Origin of the sequence: Paenibacillus forsythiae T98 (assembly GCF_000520735.1) — a bacterium.
Taxonomy (GTDB): Bacteria; Bacillota; Bacilli; order Paenibacillales; family Paenibacillaceae; genus Paenibacillus_AQ; species Paenibacillus_AQ forsythiae.
The window spans coordinates 1-14,503 of sequence record NZ_ASSC01000080.1 but is presented as its reverse complement, the minus strand read 5'-3'; the positions used below and the strand labels follow the sequence as shown (position 1 = coordinate 14,503).

At 53.6% G+C, this 14,503-nt stretch carries 15 protein-coding genes and 1 tRNA gene; 11 read left to right on the top strand and 5 right to left on the bottom strand.

The annotated features are described in order from the left end of the window. The first annotated feature begins 213 nt into the window (after positions 1 to 213). Positions 214 to 315 carry a sporulation protein YjcZ gene (locus L692_RS32330; RefSeq protein WP_198027693.1) on the top strand — a complete coding sequence of 34 codons (102 nt, stop codon included), beginning with the start codon at positions 214 to 216 and terminating at the stop codon, positions 313 to 315. A gap of 85 nt (positions 316 to 400) precedes the next feature. On the opposite strand, the gene L692_RS0102910 is transcribed toward L692_RS32330, so the two are convergent. From L692_RS0102910 to L692_RS33965, 4 genes are all read right to left on the bottom strand, one after another. Continuing rightward, the gene (locus L692_RS0102910; RefSeq protein WP_025697043.1) at positions 401 to 1,081 is read right to left on the bottom strand and encodes a TetR/AcrR family transcriptional regulator; all 681 of its coding nucleotides are present in this window, start codon (positions 1,079 to 1,081) and stop codon (positions 401 to 403) included. A 58-nt stretch (positions 1,082 to 1,139) separates the two neighbouring features. Beyond that, the gene (locus tag L692_RS0102905) at positions 1,140 to 2,219 is read right to left on the bottom strand and encodes an ABC transporter permease (RefSeq protein ID WP_025697041.1); all 1,080 of its coding nucleotides are present in this window, start codon (positions 2,217 to 2,219) and stop codon (positions 1,140 to 1,142) included. Beyond that, entirely contained in the window at positions 2,216 to 2,947 is a 732-nt protein-coding gene (locus tag L692_RS0102900; RefSeq protein WP_025697039.1) for an ABC transporter ATP-binding protein, read from the bottom strand. Before L692_RS0102900 ends, L692_RS0102905 begins: the two co-directional genes overlap by 4 nt. Positions 2,948 to 3,203: 256 nt before the next feature. Continuing rightward, positions 3,204 to 3,530 carry a hypothetical protein gene (locus tag L692_RS33965; protein ID WP_376717981.1) on the bottom strand — a complete coding sequence of 109 codons (327 nt, stop codon included), beginning with the start codon at positions 3,528 to 3,530 and terminating at the stop codon, positions 3,204 to 3,206. Between the two features lie 490 nt (positions 3,531 to 4,020). Here L692_RS33965 and L692_RS33960 point away from each other — a divergent pair, with 490 nt between their 5' ends. The 4 genes from L692_RS33960 to pstA all read left to right on the top strand — a co-directional run bounded on the left by L692_RS33960 (position 4,021) and on the right by pstA (position 7,460). Further along, a complete protein-coding gene (locus tag L692_RS33960) occupies positions 4,021 to 4,629 on the top strand; it encodes a hypothetical protein (RefSeq protein ID WP_376717982.1) in 609 nt (202 codons plus the stop codon). 61 nt (positions 4,630 to 4,690) lie between these two features. Further along, the gene (locus L692_RS0102890; protein ID WP_025697035.1) at positions 4,691 to 5,548 is read left to right on the top strand and encodes a phosphate ABC transporter substrate-binding protein; all 858 of its coding nucleotides are present in this window, start codon (positions 4,691 to 4,693) and stop codon (positions 5,546 to 5,548) included. 86 nt (positions 5,549 to 5,634) lie between these two features. Beyond that, on the top strand, positions 5,635 to 6,579 hold the full coding sequence (gene pstC / locus L692_RS0102885) for a phosphate ABC transporter permease subunit PstC (protein WP_025697033.1): 945 nt from the start codon (positions 5,635 to 5,637) through the stop codon (positions 6,577 to 6,579). After that, positions 6,579 to 7,460 carry a phosphate ABC transporter permease PstA gene (gene pstA, locus L692_RS0102880; RefSeq protein ID WP_025697031.1) on the top strand — a complete coding sequence of 294 codons (882 nt, stop codon included), beginning with the start codon at positions 6,579 to 6,581 and terminating at the stop codon, positions 7,458 to 7,460. The genes pstC and pstA overlap by 1 nt, the downstream gene beginning before the upstream one ends. Before the next feature lie 265 nt (positions 7,461 to 7,725). Here the strand turns inward: pstA and L692_RS0102875 are convergent. Then, a tRNA-Arg gene (locus tag L692_RS0102875) sits at positions 7,726 to 7,799 on the bottom strand. A 172-nt stretch (positions 7,800 to 7,971) separates the two neighbouring features. On the opposite strand from L692_RS0102875, the gene L692_RS0102870 reads away from it, so the two are divergent. The 6 genes from L692_RS0102870 to L692_RS0102845 form a co-directional block, all read left to right on the top strand. Beyond that, the gene (locus tag L692_RS0102870; RefSeq protein ID WP_198027692.1) at positions 7,972 to 8,853 is read left to right on the top strand and encodes a hypothetical protein; all 882 of its coding nucleotides are present in this window, start codon (positions 7,972 to 7,974) and stop codon (positions 8,851 to 8,853) included. Positions 8,854 to 8,972: 119 nt separating this feature from the next. Then, a complete protein-coding gene (gene tig, locus L692_RS0102865; RefSeq protein ID WP_025697027.1) occupies positions 8,973 to 10,310 on the top strand; it encodes a trigger factor in 1,338 nt (445 codons plus the stop codon). Positions 10,311 to 10,510: 200 nt separating this feature from the next. Beyond that, entirely contained in the window at positions 10,511 to 11,101 is a 591-nt protein-coding gene (gene clpP, locus L692_RS0102860; RefSeq protein ID WP_025697025.1) for an ATP-dependent Clp endopeptidase proteolytic subunit ClpP, read from the top strand. 11 nt (positions 11,102 to 11,112) lie between these two features. Beyond that, positions 11,113 to 12,369 (top strand): ATP-dependent protease ATP-binding subunit ClpX, encoded by a 1,257-nt coding sequence (gene clpX, locus L692_RS0102855; protein WP_025697023.1) that lies wholly within the window; start codon positions 11,113 to 11,115, stop codon positions 12,367 to 12,369. 101 nt (positions 12,370 to 12,470) lie between these two features. Further along, positions 12,471 to 13,607 carry a flavodoxin-dependent (E)-4-hydroxy-3-methylbut-2-enyl-diphosphate synthase gene (gene ispG / locus L692_RS0102850; RefSeq protein WP_025697021.1) on the top strand — a complete coding sequence of 379 codons (1,137 nt, stop codon included), beginning with the start codon at positions 12,471 to 12,473 and terminating at the stop codon, positions 13,605 to 13,607. A 217-nt stretch (positions 13,608 to 13,824) separates the two neighbouring features. Continuing rightward, positions 13,825 to 14,503, top strand: a 679-nt coding sequence (locus L692_RS0102845; RefSeq protein WP_025697019.1) for an ATP-binding protein, incomplete at its 3' end; no start/stop codon positions are given.

Sequence of the window (14,503 nt, the reverse complement as noted above, 5' to 3'; positions counted from 1 at the left end):
AAACCTTCCTTCGGGAAGGTTTTTTGCGTACAGGGGGGAGCCCCCGAGGGTTCGTCGGAGCGTAAGCATCGGAAGCATAGGCATCGTGTTGTTATACATTTTTCAAGAAAAAGCAATCCGTTCTCTCGCATTTACTTGCCGAAACTCCCAGACGAATACGGAATCCGCTGCATAATCTGTTGACGTATCTTACTTGGAGAGGAGGAATGATTAATGGGCGAAGTTGGCGGATATGGCGCTGGTTGTAATTCCGCAACTGCGGTTCTGGTGCTGTTCATTTTGCTGGTTATCATCACCAAGTCTCTGTGGGTATAAGGCTCGCTGAACACGAAAATCCCGCCAGATTCTAAGTCTGACGGGATTTTTGCATAGATAATCAAAAAGGATAAGCCTATAGTGCTTATTTCGGGTCCGCCGCGATGCCATGCATAATGAAGCGGATCAGCAGCTCGATTTCTTCCTCGTCGTTCCATTCCCTGTCCGGCTGCAGCAGCAGGCGGGTCATAATGTAGCCGATGGTCGCCGAGACTGTAAAGCGGATAAGGGCGGGCGCCGGAACGTCCAGAATTTCCCCTTTTTGCTTAAAATGCTCGACATGCGCAGATATGCGTTCAAAAACCTTGCTGACAATATCCTCCATAAACTGATTGCGCAGGCTCGGATGAAATGGAATTTCCTGAATCAGAATTTGCAGGATTTTGAAGTTCTTGCGGGCGAAATCCAGTCTGTTCCGAATGAGGGCGTGGAGAAAATCCTCGTAGCTGTCAAAAGAACGATCCAGCAAATTTCCGAAGTTTCTTATCACAAAAGGAGCGAGCAGCTTGCTCATCGTCGGCCCCACAATAGACAGCAGCAAATCCTTCTTCGTCTTGTAATAGCGAAAAATCGTTCCTTCCGCCACGCCCGCCTTCTGAGCGATTTCACTGGTCGCTGCGCTCGCGTAGCCTTTTTCCGCAAACACATCCACGGCCGCCTGCAGAATCGCGATTTGCTTCGGCGTCATTTTCTCTTCATCGCCAAGCGCAAGCAGCTCCAGAGCCCACGACTCCGTATTATGGTCTGCGGAAAGATGTTCTGCCATAATCTCAACCCTCCAGACGTATTCTGTCTGCTTATCGTACCATATTTGGGGGTCTGAGTTACATTTTACGGTGTTTGCGGAGGGCAAGGACGTTCAGGATCATGAAAAGAAGCGAAAAAGCGATCAGCACATACACATCCGTTCCAATCGCATTCCAGCCCTTCCCACGGATCATAATGTTCATCATCGCCTCGGCCCCGTAGTATAACGGAGTCGCATAGCCAATCCGCTGAAGCCACTGCGGAAGGGTGTCAAGGGGGAATAATCCGCTCAGAAAGATTTGCGGCACAATGACCAGCGGGATGAACTGAATCATTTGGAGTTCGTTGCCGGCATACGCCGAGAGCAGCGTGCCAAGCGTCAGCGCCGTCATCGACAGCAGCAGCGTAATCAGCAGGACATATCCGAAGCTTCCGGCCATCATAATGCCCAGCACCTGAATAGAGAACCAGGAAATGAGCAGGGCCTGGAACACGGTAAAAATGCCGAAGCCGCAGACATAGCCGACGACGATTTCCCATCGCTTAAGCGGGGTGGCAAGCAGACGTTCGAGCGTTCCCGTCGTCCGTTCCCGCAGAAAGGAGACCCCGGCAATCAGGAAGACGAAAAAGAAAACGAATACCCCGATCATAATCGGTCCGAACCGGTCGATCGTCTTCATGTCGGCGGAACCGTACAGATAGCTGATCTGCGGCTGCGCGGGGGAATGCGCCGATGCACGATTTCCCTCTGCCTGATTTCCCTGCGCCTGGGCCTGCCCCGCTGGCTGCTGATTTCCCACCGCCTGCTCCAGTACAAGCATAACCGCCCGGTTGGCAGTCGGATTGCTTCCTTCCAGCAAGACCTTTGGCGTTCCGCCATCCATCGAGACCAGCGCGTCGATTTCTCCATTTTTCAGCGCCAGGACGCCCTCTTCCTCCGCACTGTATTTCATGACCTGGGCATCGTGCTCGGCCAGCGCTTCCGACAGGAGCGCCGCCTGACCCGTCACGCCGATATTCGGCTTGTAAGCATCGCCGCCGAACACCAGGCTCATCAGGCTGAGGACGAGCAGAGGAGCGGCGAACATCAGGGCCATCGTTCTTTTATCATGAATGAATTGCCGTAAAATACGCAGCGTAAGCGCGCCGATTCTCATGAATGCACACCTCCGTAATACAAAAACGCTTCTTCAATGGATGAGGCGCCGGTCGCCTGAAGCAGGTTCGCCGGAGTGTCTTCCGCAAGCAGACGGCCTTCGCGGATCATGCCGAGCCGGTCGCATTTCTCGGCCTCATCCATGACGTGGGTCGTGAGCACGATGGTCGTTCCCCGTTCATTCAGAGCTTTCAGCTCCTTCCAGATGGACTTGCGGAGCACCGGATCGATGCCGACGGTCGGTTCGTCCAGAATGAGCAGCGGCGGCTCGTGCAGCAGGGCGATGGCCAGCGACAGGCGGCGTTTCATCCCCCCGGAGTATTGATTTACTTTCTTGAGAAGATGCTCTTGCAGGTCAACGATTTCCATCACTTCCCGGATACGCTTGGTTCTCCGCTCTTTCCTGAGTCCGTACAGCGAAGCGAAGAACTCCAGATTATCCTTGGCGCTCAGCTCGCTGTACAGCGCGTCGGACTGGGCCATGTAGCCAATTTGCGAAAGCAGGGACAGCCTCGGGACCTTCACTCCCAGCACATGCACCTCTCCCGAGTCGGCTTCCTCAATTCCGGTCAGCAGCCTGACCAGAGTCGTCTTTCCGGAACCTGAAGGTCCGAGCAGGCCAAAAGTCTCGGCTTTGCGCACCTCCAGGCTGATGTCTTCCAGGACAACCTTACTGCCGAATGCTTTGCGAATATGGGCCGCCGTAATCACAGGCGCTTCCTGGTTCATATGAATCACTCCATCCTTTTTCAATATGAGTGAGCGCTCACTCATTATATTAAATCAGATTCCGACCATTGTAAATCTATTTTCATGCGTTTAATCCTGCGTTGACAAATGTGCCAGGGCTCCCCCAGAAAGAGTGTGAAAAATCGGGACAAGTTCATCTTTGCCAAATATTTCTCGGCAACAGAGTTTACATCCAGGACGGAAAATAACGTTAGCAGTTACCTATATGAAAAGGGTGAGTCCATTTGAAAAAAAATCAGTGGTTAAGCGTGCTGATGGCTTCGGCGCTTCTTGTGTCCGTCAGTGAAGCGAGCGTGTCTGCCGCAGCAGGCACGGGCGGTGGCAAGCCTGCAGCCGTGAAATCATCCGCCAAGACGGCGGTAAAAGTCAAGGAAGGATCGGCAGCGTTGACGGTGAACGGCGCTTTGCACACCATCAAGACAATTGACGCCGGAGGGTACAGGCTGTATTCGGTCAGGCAGCTTGCAGCCGCACTGGACGCAGGGCTGACAACCGAAGCCGGAAGCCTTGTGTTAACCGACAATGCAGGTGTACATACGATTAAATTGAAAGCGGGTTCCAAGGCCTACACGCTTGACGGCGTGAAGCGGAGCTTTACTACAGCGCCAACCGTATTCGGCGGCAAATTGTACGTTGAGCTAAGCTCAACTGTATACGGACTTGGCGGCGAGCTGTTTGGCAGCCCGCTGCAAATTCTGGGCGTTGCCCGTCCGCAGGGAGAATTCGATACGATTCATTGGACCGCTGACGGAAGCCTCCTCGCGAACCGTGAAGGAGAAGCGACGGAAATTTATAAGTTTGCGCCAAGCCCGGGCAGCTACAGCCTGTTCTCTACTGACAGCAGGGCCGCCGATTTCTCGGTTTCGGACGACCGCCGCTTTGGCGCGTTCACGGACGAGACGGGCCAACTGCTTGTCATCGACCTGATTTCCGGAGCAGTCAAACCGGTCGGCACGGATACCAGCGTCAAGACGGATCTGACCTGGTCGGCGGACGGCAAGACGATCTATTTTATCCAGGGAGACAAGCAGGAGAAAATCTCGCAAATTTCGGTGGACACCGGCACGGTAACGGAATTGCTGGCGGATAAGGTGGAGAACAAATCCGAGCTGCGGGTTTCTGCGGATGGCAAGAAGGCGGTCTACATCATCAACATTACCGGAACGGCCAAAAATGATGCCGACAGCACGGAAGATTCCCTGACCGTCGACTACAGCAAGGCGGGAGAGCAGCTGTACCAGCTCGACCTGTCTGTAAAGGATGCGAAACCGGCCGCTCTGACCACTTCGGGCGACAACAAGCTGTACCCTGAAATTCTGGCCGACGGAACGGTAGTCTACTTAAGCGCAGATCCTGACGGCAAAGCTCCCAATACATTGAAGACGCTGAAGCCTGGCGGTACATTTGCGGAGATTCCGCTGGATATCGAAGTGGTATGGGCGCAAGAGGGCGCAGGCGGATTAATTGCATCCGGAACGGCGTCCGACGGCACAGCGCGTATTTACGCAGTTACGACCGCCGGAGCAAGCAAGGAGTTATTCCGCACAAACCGGGGTATTTCGGAAATTGCAGTTTCCGGCGACGGCGCGAAGCTGGGCGTGATCTCGGATGGCAAGGTGCTGGAAATCGAGAACGGCAAGGCCGTGCAACTGACGAAGTAAGACGCTTTTTACAGAAAGAACTTATATTAAATCGGCTTTCAAGCCGGGAGGGGAATGAATCATGAAATTGTTTAAAAAAATCACATTTACGGCCTTGGCCGCAGTATTTGCCGTTACGGCATCCTTCGCGGGAGCAGCATCCGCAGCGGGTTCGCTGTCGGGTAAAATCACAATCAATGGCTCTACAGCTCTTCTGCCGCTGACGCTGCAGGCCGCCAAGGAATTTCAAAGACTGAATCCGAAGGTCAGAATAGCCGCTTCCGGCAAAGGCTCTGTCACCGGCCCTCAGGCGGTTAAGAAGGGCATTGCCGACATCGGCGCCTGCGACTGGGACGCCAGCATCGACGTTCCCGGCTTTAAAGCCTTCAGCGGACAGGTGGCGAACAAGGTCGCGGTCATTCCTTTTGCCACAATTGTCAATAAAAACGTAGGCGTGGACAACCTGACCACCGAACAGCTCAGAGGCATTTATTCCGGCAAAATCACGAACTGGAAGCAAGTCGGCGGCGCGGACGCGGATATCGTCGTAATTACCCGCGCTTTCGGCTCCGGCACCCGTGTCAATTACCAGGCCAAGGCGCTTGCGGGCGGCGATATTGTGAAGAAAGAGAAGAACTATAAAGAAACCGGCTCCAGCGGCGATATGAAGACCGCAGTTGCGACGACTCCCAATGCGATCGGATATATCGACCTGGTCTATGTGAGCGGCGATGTGAAGGCCGTCAAGCATAATGGTGTAGCGCCCACCACTCAAAATGTCATCAACGGCTCCTACAAAGTATGGGCATACGGCTACTACATGACCAAGGGACAACCGACTGGGGCCGTTAAAGCCTTTATCGATTACGTTCAAAGCAAGAAGTTCCAGCAGGGTTCGCTGAAAAAGCTGAAGTTCATTCCGATTTCCGCAATGAAGTAATTCTTCCGCACATCAAATCGAACGCATGATATGAGCCAGCCTCCGGCGATAGCGGGGCTGGTTTTTTACAGGAGGACAAAGTTAAGATGGTACAACCGACCTACGATTCAACCCCTGCGGTAAATGGAAGTCTCCACGGCAAGGCGGATTCGGGCAGACGCCACCTCCGGCATTTGTTTGCGAACAGCTTGGCCCGGTATTATTTTTTGTTCAGCATATTGGCGCTCTGCCTCGTGCTTGGGCTGGTCATCGTATTTATCGGCAAGACGGCGCTGCTGCTGCTTGGGCAAATTTCAATGGCAGATTTCTTTCTCTCCTTCAATTGGACGCCGGAGGAAGACAAGTTCGGGGCCGCTGCATTTATCGTCAATACGTTCTCTCTTACGGCGCTCACACTGCTGATTTCGGTGCCGGTGTCGGTAGGTATGTCGGTGCTGACGGCCGAAATCGCGCCGGTCTGGCTCAAGCGCTTCATCCGGCCGATTCTTGATCTGCTGGTTGGCATTCCTTCTATTGTATACGGCTATCTTGGCCTGACCGTTCTCCTGCCGTTGCTGCGGCGCGCCAGCGGCGAGAGCCTTGGAGACGGCTTGCTGGCTGCGGCGCTCGTTCTGGCGCTCATGGTGCTGCCGACCATTGCCCGGATCAGCGACGATGCCATTACCGCCGTGCCGGGCAAATACCGCGACGCCGCCTACGCGCTCGGCTCCACCCGGCTTCAGGTCATTATGCGTGTTGTTCTCCCGGCGGCCGGAAGAGGCATTCTCGCGGCGGTCATTCTCGGGATGACACGGGCGATCGGCGAGACGATGGCCGTTGTCATGGTCATCGGCAATACGTCGCAGCTGGCCAAGACGCTGTTTACACCGGCTTCGGTGCTGACCAGCAACATTGTCATGCAAATCTCCAACGTCGAATTCGACTCCACCTGGAACTATGCGCTGCATATGATGGCTTTTTTGCTGCTGTTGATTTCATTCTTGCTGATACTCGTCATCCGGTTTCTGGGTCGTAAAAGGAGGGAAGGCTAATGAGCGGCTTCTCCCGTTCACGGAGCTCAAGCTGGGCCGTTCGCCGCGATAAGCTGGCGACTTGCGGCTTTTACGCACTTGGCGCTTTGGTTATGCTGCTTATTTTCTGGCTGCTGTTTGCCATATTGAGCAAAGGGCTGCCAGGGCTTGATTTCTCATTCCTGATTCGCCAGCCCGAGGAGATTGACGCCGGGGGCGGCATTGGCCCCGTGCTGTTCAATTCCTTCTATATCCTGCTGCTCTCTCTCTTTATCTCGGTTCCCATCGGGCTGGGCGCGGGGATTTATATGGCGGAGTATGCGCCGGATAACGCTTTTACCGGGGCGATGCGGATATGCGTAGAGGCGTTGTCCTCTGTCCCTTCCATTGTGTTCGGACTGCTGGGCCTGGCGATATTCACGGAATATTTCGGCTTGGGCCTGACCCTGCTCGGCGGCGGCGTCAGTCTGGCATTGCTGAATCTGCCGATGCTGGCGCGGGTAACCGAGGAAGCCGTTCGGGCCGTTCCGAAGGAGCTGCGCGAGGCGGGCTATGCGCTGGGCCTGACCAAATTTTATTGTATCCGCAAAATCGTGCTGCCGGTGGCGCTGCCGGCCATCATCACGGGCATCTGCCTGGTCGCCGGACGGGCATTCGGGGAGTCGGCCGTTATTATTTTGACGGCGGGACTCAGCACTTCGGGGGAAATGTGGGATTTCAGCCTGCTCTCCCCGGGTGAGACGCTGGCTGTGCATTTATGGTATGTCCAATCCGAAGCGATTGTCGAGGACGCCCGGCAGATTGCGGACAAATCCGCGGCTGTGCTCGTTATCATTGTGCTGCTGATCAATCTGGCGTTTCGCGCGCCGCTGTGGTGGGTGAAGCGCGGGAGGGGACGGTAAGGCTTGACTCGGAATAAGTTGCGAGGATCATCAGATGATGGCCGGGACAGAGCAAGCAAAAAATTCTTGACGAATGCCAGCGGCATATGAGTAATACCTCGGACGCAAAAATGCCTTCCCTTAAGGGAAGGCATTTGACGTCCCGATCCGGGATACAGCCCTGCGGGCTGACTGCGAAGCGGGTGCTAACGAAGCCGATGCTCCGATGAACCGACGGGGGTCTCCCCTTGTACGCAAAAAAACCTTCCCGAAGGAAGGTCTTGTACGTCCCAGGAGGGATTCGAACCCCCGACCGTGCGCTTAGAAGGCGCATGCTCTATCCAACTGAGCTACTGGGACACATATTACTGAAAAGCAAGCAAAAATTATATTACCATAGGAGGGGTGAATATTCAACCTGTTTTTTCAAACCCGCCACCGGGTATGCTATAATCATCTACTGAGACGTTTGGAGAAACAGGAAGGAGGTGCCGTCATTCGAAATTCCAACTCCCCCGCCAAAGAAAACATCGTGCTTTTCCCGAAAACGCTGGACTACTACCAGATTCAGCTGACCGTTATGCTCGAAAGCGAACGTTACGGAGAAGCGGCTGAGCTGCTGCGTTTTTTACTGCAGTGTCAGGGGCAGGAAGAACGGCACTACGAGGAATGGCAGTCTCTGCTCGATTGGCTGGAGGCGGCTTTTCCATATGCTTTAAAGGACAAACACATCAATGAACTTCAAGTTCATGACGAGGATATCGGCGAACAAGAGATGGCACGGAGGCTGGCGGAGAATAAGCTTCAGGAAGACCCGGAATATGCGGGCAAGCTGCTGCACCGGGTCATGCATGAGCCTTTGTCGGAAGGCACTTTGCTTGCTCTGGAGCAATTGTCCCATTTTGAAGGAGAAGAGGTGGATTACGCTCTGACCGACTGGGTGCAGAATCCGGGGATTCATCCTATTCTTCAATTCCGGACGCTTCAGACGCTGCGGCGGCGCGGTGTACAGGGAGCTGTGGAACTGAAACGCGGCCAGCAGAGCATTGTGGTGGAGATTGACAACGTCCCTCTGCAGAAGAATGAGTTCCCGCCGCAGATTGCGGAGGTGCTGGAAAGGGTCGCGGAGCAGACGGAGACGCATGAGCCTGCTTTGCATTATTTTGCGCAGGAGCTGTGGGAGCAGTTCATCATGTCGATTTACGGCTCGGAAGCCTATTATTCGATTCTGACCGGCGAGGACGGCATTCTGGATCTGTGGGCGGGCGCGCTGCATCAGACGGTTTCCGAGACGCTTAACGGAACAAGGAATGAAGAAGAGACCCGGGTGATGTACGGCATAACGGATAGTATGCGGTTCCAATTTGAACAAGCTTACCGGATGCTGAACGGCTTTGCCGGAAGGCCTCGATAAACCCGTATTCCGAGAGGATAAAAGAACATAGCTACTTGAAAAATATAATAATATTTTATATAATATAATGGTTATTCTGTGCGTGATATGTGAACCAATTTTGGAGGGGAAAGCAAACAATGAAAGCAACTTGGGAAAAAATAGAGAAGAACCTTGGCGTTCTTGAAGTTGAAGTAGACGCTGAGCGTGTAGCGAAAGCTATCGACAAAGCCTTTAATAAAGTGGTTAAAAAAGCAAACGTGCCCGGCTTCCGCAAAGGCAAAGTGCCACGGCCGATTTTCGAATCCCGCTTTGGCGTGGAGAGCCTTTATCAGGACGCCATCGACATTCTGCTGCCCGAAGCCTACGGCGAAGCGGTTGAGCAGACCGACATCTTCCCTGTAGACCGTCCTGAAGTGGACATCGAGCAGTTCGGCAAGGGACAATCCTTCAAGTTCAAAGCCAAGATCACCGTTAAGCCTGAAGTGACGCTCGGCGAGTACAAAGGAATCGAAGTTCCCGCTCAGAAAGCGGAAGTTACCGAAGAAGAGCTGGGTGCCGAACTGAAGCGCCTGCAAGAGCGTCATGCCGAGCTTGTTGTCATTGAAGACGAACCGGCTGCGAGCGGCGACATTGCCGTGATCGATTTCGACGGATATGTCGATGGAGAGGCTTTTGAAGGCGGCAAGGCGGAGCGCCATTCCCTGGAGCTGGGAAGCAATTCCTTCATTCCAGGATTTGAAGATCAGGTCGTTGGTATGGCTACGGGAGATTTCAAGGACGTTGAAGTCACTTTCCCGGAGAACTATCAGGCTGAGCATCTCGCCGGCAAACCTGCTGTATTCAAAGTGAAACTGCATGAAGTCAAACGCAAGCAGCTTCCGGAGCTCGACGACGAATTTGCCAAAGACGTAAGCGAGTTCGAGACGCTGGACGAATATAAGGAAGATTTGAAGAAGCAGCTGGAATCCCGCAAAGCGGATGAGCTGAAAGGCGCGAAAGAGAACGCCGTTGTTGAAAAAGCTGCTGCCAATGCCGAGGTCGAAATTCCTCAAGCCATGATTGACAGCGAAATTCAGAGTATGATTCGCGACTTCGATATGCGTCTTCGTCAGCAAGGCATGAACATGGACATGTTCCTCAGCTTCTCGGGACAAACCCAGGATGATCTGCGGGATCAAATGAAGAATGATGCAGAGCAGCGCGTGCGCAACAACCTGGTTCTTGAAGTGATCGCGAAGCAAGAGAACATTTCCGTTTCCGATGAAGACGTGGAAGAAGAACTGTCCAAAATGGCGGAAACTTACAGACGTACTCCTGAAGAAATTCGCGGCATTCTTGCAGCCAATGGCTCGCTGGACAGCCTGAAAGGCGAGATTTCGCTCCGCAAGACCATCGAGTTCCTCGTTGAGAACAGCAAGGAAGTTGATGCTCCTGCCGAAGCGGCGGAAGAGAAATCCGAAGCAAGCGCCGAGTAATATAGCGTTTAGAGATTCTAACCAGAGCGGTCCGTTTCGGACCTCATACCCGAGTGATAAGGTACGTATATTTTGTTACGTGCCTTCTTTTTTTAAAGAAAGGCCTTTCTATAAGTGAAAAAATGACATTGTGCTTTGAACGTGTTAAAATACATCTGAAAAGGCAAGACTAATTTGTATAGAGAAATGAGGTTGGTGGCATGAGTCTGGTACCAATGGTAGTGGAATCGACGAATCGAGGAGAACGCTCTTACGACATCTACTCCCGATTGCTCAAGGACCGCATCATTTTCCTGAGCAACGCGATTGATGATGATGTTGCCAATCTGGTAATAGCCCAATTGCTGTTTCTGGCAGCCGAGGACCCTGAGAAGGACATCAACCTGTACATCAATTCGCCCGGTGGTTCTGTAACAGCCGGCATGGGTATATATGATACGATGCAATATATCAAGCCAGATGTATCCACGATTTGTGTCGGTATGGCGGCTAGCATGGGCTCGCTTCTTTTGACGGCCGGGGCGCCCGGCAAAAGATATGCGCTATCCAACAGCGAGGTGATGATTCACCAACCGCTTGGGGGCGTTCAGGGTCAGGCGTCTGATATTTGGATTCACACGGACTGGATTCTCAAAACAAGACAGAAGCTGAATCAAATTTATGTAGATCGCACAGGGCAGCCCCTTGAAAAAATCGAGCGCGATACAGACCGTGACAACTTCATGAGCGCTGAAGAAGCAAAGGCTTATGGCCTGATTGACGAGGTTCTGGCTTCACCGATCAAATCCTAAGGGGTGATTACATGTTTAAATTTAATGATGAAAAAGGGCAGCTGAAATGCTCTTTCTGCGGAAAGTCGCAGGAGCAAGTTCGCAAGCTCGTAGCAGGGCCCGGCGTTTATATATGCGATGAATGTATCGAACTGTGCACGGAGATTGTAGAGGAAGAGCTCGGACATGAGGAAGAGCTGGATCTGAAGGATATTCCGAAGCCAAAGGAGATCCGCGACATTCTCGACCAATACGTGATTGGTCAGGACCAGGCCAAGAAGTCATTGTCTGTTGCGGTATACAATCACTACAAACGGATTAACAGCCAGAGCAAGATTGAAGATGTCGAGCTGACAAAGAGTAACATTTTGCTGCTTGGTCCGACAGGTTCGGGCAAGACGCTGCTGGCGCAGACGATGGCCAAGATTATCAATGTTCCGTTCGCGATTGCGGATGCTACTTCCTTGACGGAAGCCGGTTATGTCGGTGAAGACGTCGAGAATATTCTGCTTAAGCTGATTCAAGCTGCAGATTATGATGTGGAGAAAGCGGAACGCGGCATTATCTACATTGATGAAATTGATAAAGTGGCTCGCAAATCCGAGAACCCGTCGATTACCCGCGACGTTTCCGGCGAAGGCGTTCAGCAGGCGCTGCTGAAGATCCTCGAAGGAACAGTCGCCTCGGTGCCGCCGCAGGGCGGACGGAAGCATCCGCATCAGGAATTTATTCAAATTGATACGACCAACATCCTGTTCATCGTCGGCGGCGCTTTTGACGGACTGGAACAGCTGATTAAACGCCGTGTCGGCAAAAAGGTCATTGGCTTCAACGCATCCGAAGGCGGTCAAAAGGAACTGAAGGCCGGAGAGTACCTGTCGATGGTTCTGCCGGAGGATCTGCTGAAATTCGGTCTGATCCCCGAGTTCGTCGGCCGTCTGCCGGTCATTTCGACGCTGGAGCCGCTTGATGAGAAGACGCTGGTGCGCATCCTGTCCGAGCCGAAGAACGCATTGACGAAGCAGTACGCCAAGCTGCTGGAAATGGACAATGTGGCACTGAAGTTCGAACCGCAGGCTCTGGAAGCCATCGCCAAGGAAGCGATCAAGCGCAATACCGGCGCGCGCGGCCTTCGCGCCATCATCGAGAGCATTATGCTTGATGTGATGTACGAGGTGCCTTCCCGTGATGATATCAAGGATTGCGTCATAACCGAGCAGGTCGTTCAGGAGAAGGCGCTGCCCGAACTGAACCTCAAGAAAGACAAGAAACAAGAGGAAAGCGCGTAATACCTAGCCTTACAATACAGGCCTTATGACTCCACCTTCTTCCGCCTCCCGTCTCCTGCGGGAGCGAGGGGGTGGAGCTTTGGCGTTATGGGGGAGAAACCATGTTCCTTAGACATCAGACGCGTCCGGTAAATGTGGGCGGCATCACAATCGGAGGTAACAATGAGGTTGTCATCCAAAGCATGTGCACGACCAAGACGGCGGATGTCGAAGCTACGGTAGCCGAAATTCTCCGGCTAGAAGAAGCGGGCTGTCAAGTGGTACGCGTCACAGTGAACAACGAAGAGGCCGCTGCAGCCATCAAGGAAATCAAGCAGCGGATTCATATTCCGCTCGTTGCCGATATTCATTTTAACTATAAGCTGGCCTTGCTCGCCATCGAGAACGGCATCGACAAGGTCCGGATCAATCCCGGCAACATTGGGCGGCGCGAGAAAGTGGAAGCGGTTGTCAAGGCATGCAAAGAAAAGGGGATTCCGATTCGCATCGGTGTCAATGCCGGTTCGCTGGAGAGTCATCTGCTGGATAAATACGGCTACCCGACGCCGGAAGCAATGGTGGAGAGCGCCCTGTTTCATATCGGAATTCTGGAGGAGCTGGATTTCCACGACATTATCGTGTCGCTGAAGGCTTCTGATGTTCCCATGGCTATCGAAGCCTACCGGAAGGCTGCGGAAGTGATTCCTTATCCGCTGCACCTGGGCATCACCGAATCAGGGACCCTATTCGCAGGTACGGTGAAGAGCTCGGCGGGCATCGGAGCGCTGCTCTCCCTGGGGATCGGCAATACAGTGCGCATCTCGCTCAGCGCCGATCCGGTAGAGGAAGTCAAGGTGGCGCGCGAGCTGCTCAAGACATTCGGTCTGATCGCGAATGCGCCCACGCTCATTTCCTGCCCGACCTGCGGGCGGCTGGACATCGATCTGTTCTCCATTGCGAATGAGGTTGAAGAGTATATTTCCAATATCAAGGTGCCGATCAAGGTATCGGTGCTGGGCTGCGCGGTGAACGGTCCCGGCGAAGCGCGCGAAGCCGACATTGGCATTGCGGGTGCGCGAGGCGAAGGCCTGCTGTTCCGGTATGGCCAAATGATTCGCAAAGTGCCGGAGGCGGATTTGCTCTCCGAGCTGAAGAAGGAAATCGACGCGATTGTCGCCCATTATGAAGCTACCGGAGAAATCCCCGGCCGCAAGGCTCATCACGAGTCCATGCAGGGAGCGGGAATATCGGAAGGCTAGTCATCCGAGAATTCATCGATCACGAAGCTGCGGTCTCTTCCCGCCAAGGGAGGGGCCGCGCTTTTTTTGGCTCTCCCTTGAAGGTTCTGTCCAGCTCAAAAGTAAGCGTTAGCCTCAATTCTTCGCCTTGTTCCGGTCATAATTCCTCCCGAAGCGTTTAGCTGTTGGGGAAACGGCTATACTACCTAGTAGTACCAATTGAATGGGAGGATGACTTATGGAACTGAGCATATTGCTGATGGTCGTGCAGTTATTTTTCGCGCTGGTCATCGGCGTTTATTTTTGGAATCTGCTGCGGGGGCAAAAGACAAACAAGACAGCGGTGGAGCGGGAGTCGCGGAAGGAACTGGAGAAGCTGCGGAAAATGCGGGCCATTTCACTGACGAAGCCGCTGGCCGAGAAGACGCGTCCGGCTTCAATCAAGGATATCGTCGGGCAGAAGGACGGCTTGCGCGCGCTCAAGGCGGCGCTGTGCAGCGCCAATCCCCAGCACGTAATCATCTACGGTCCTCCCGGTGTGGGAAAGACGGCGGCAGCCCGCGTCGTGATGGAGGAAGCGAAAAAGAACCCGTTCTCTCCTTTCAACGCGGATTCCAAGTTTACGGAAATTGACGCTACGACGGCGCGCTTTGACGAGCGGGGCATCGCTGATCCGCTGATCGGCTCCGTGCATGATCCCATCTATCAGGGGGCCGGAGCGATGGGCGTGGCGGGTGTTCCTCAACCCAAGCCGGGGGCGGTCACCAAGGCGCATGGGGGGATTCTGTTTCTGGATGAAATCGGAGAACTGCACCCCATTCAGATGAATAAGCTGCTGAAAGTGCTGGAGGATCGCAAGGTTCTGCTGGAGAGCGCATACTATAATTCGGAGGACAGCAACACGCCGGCTTATATTC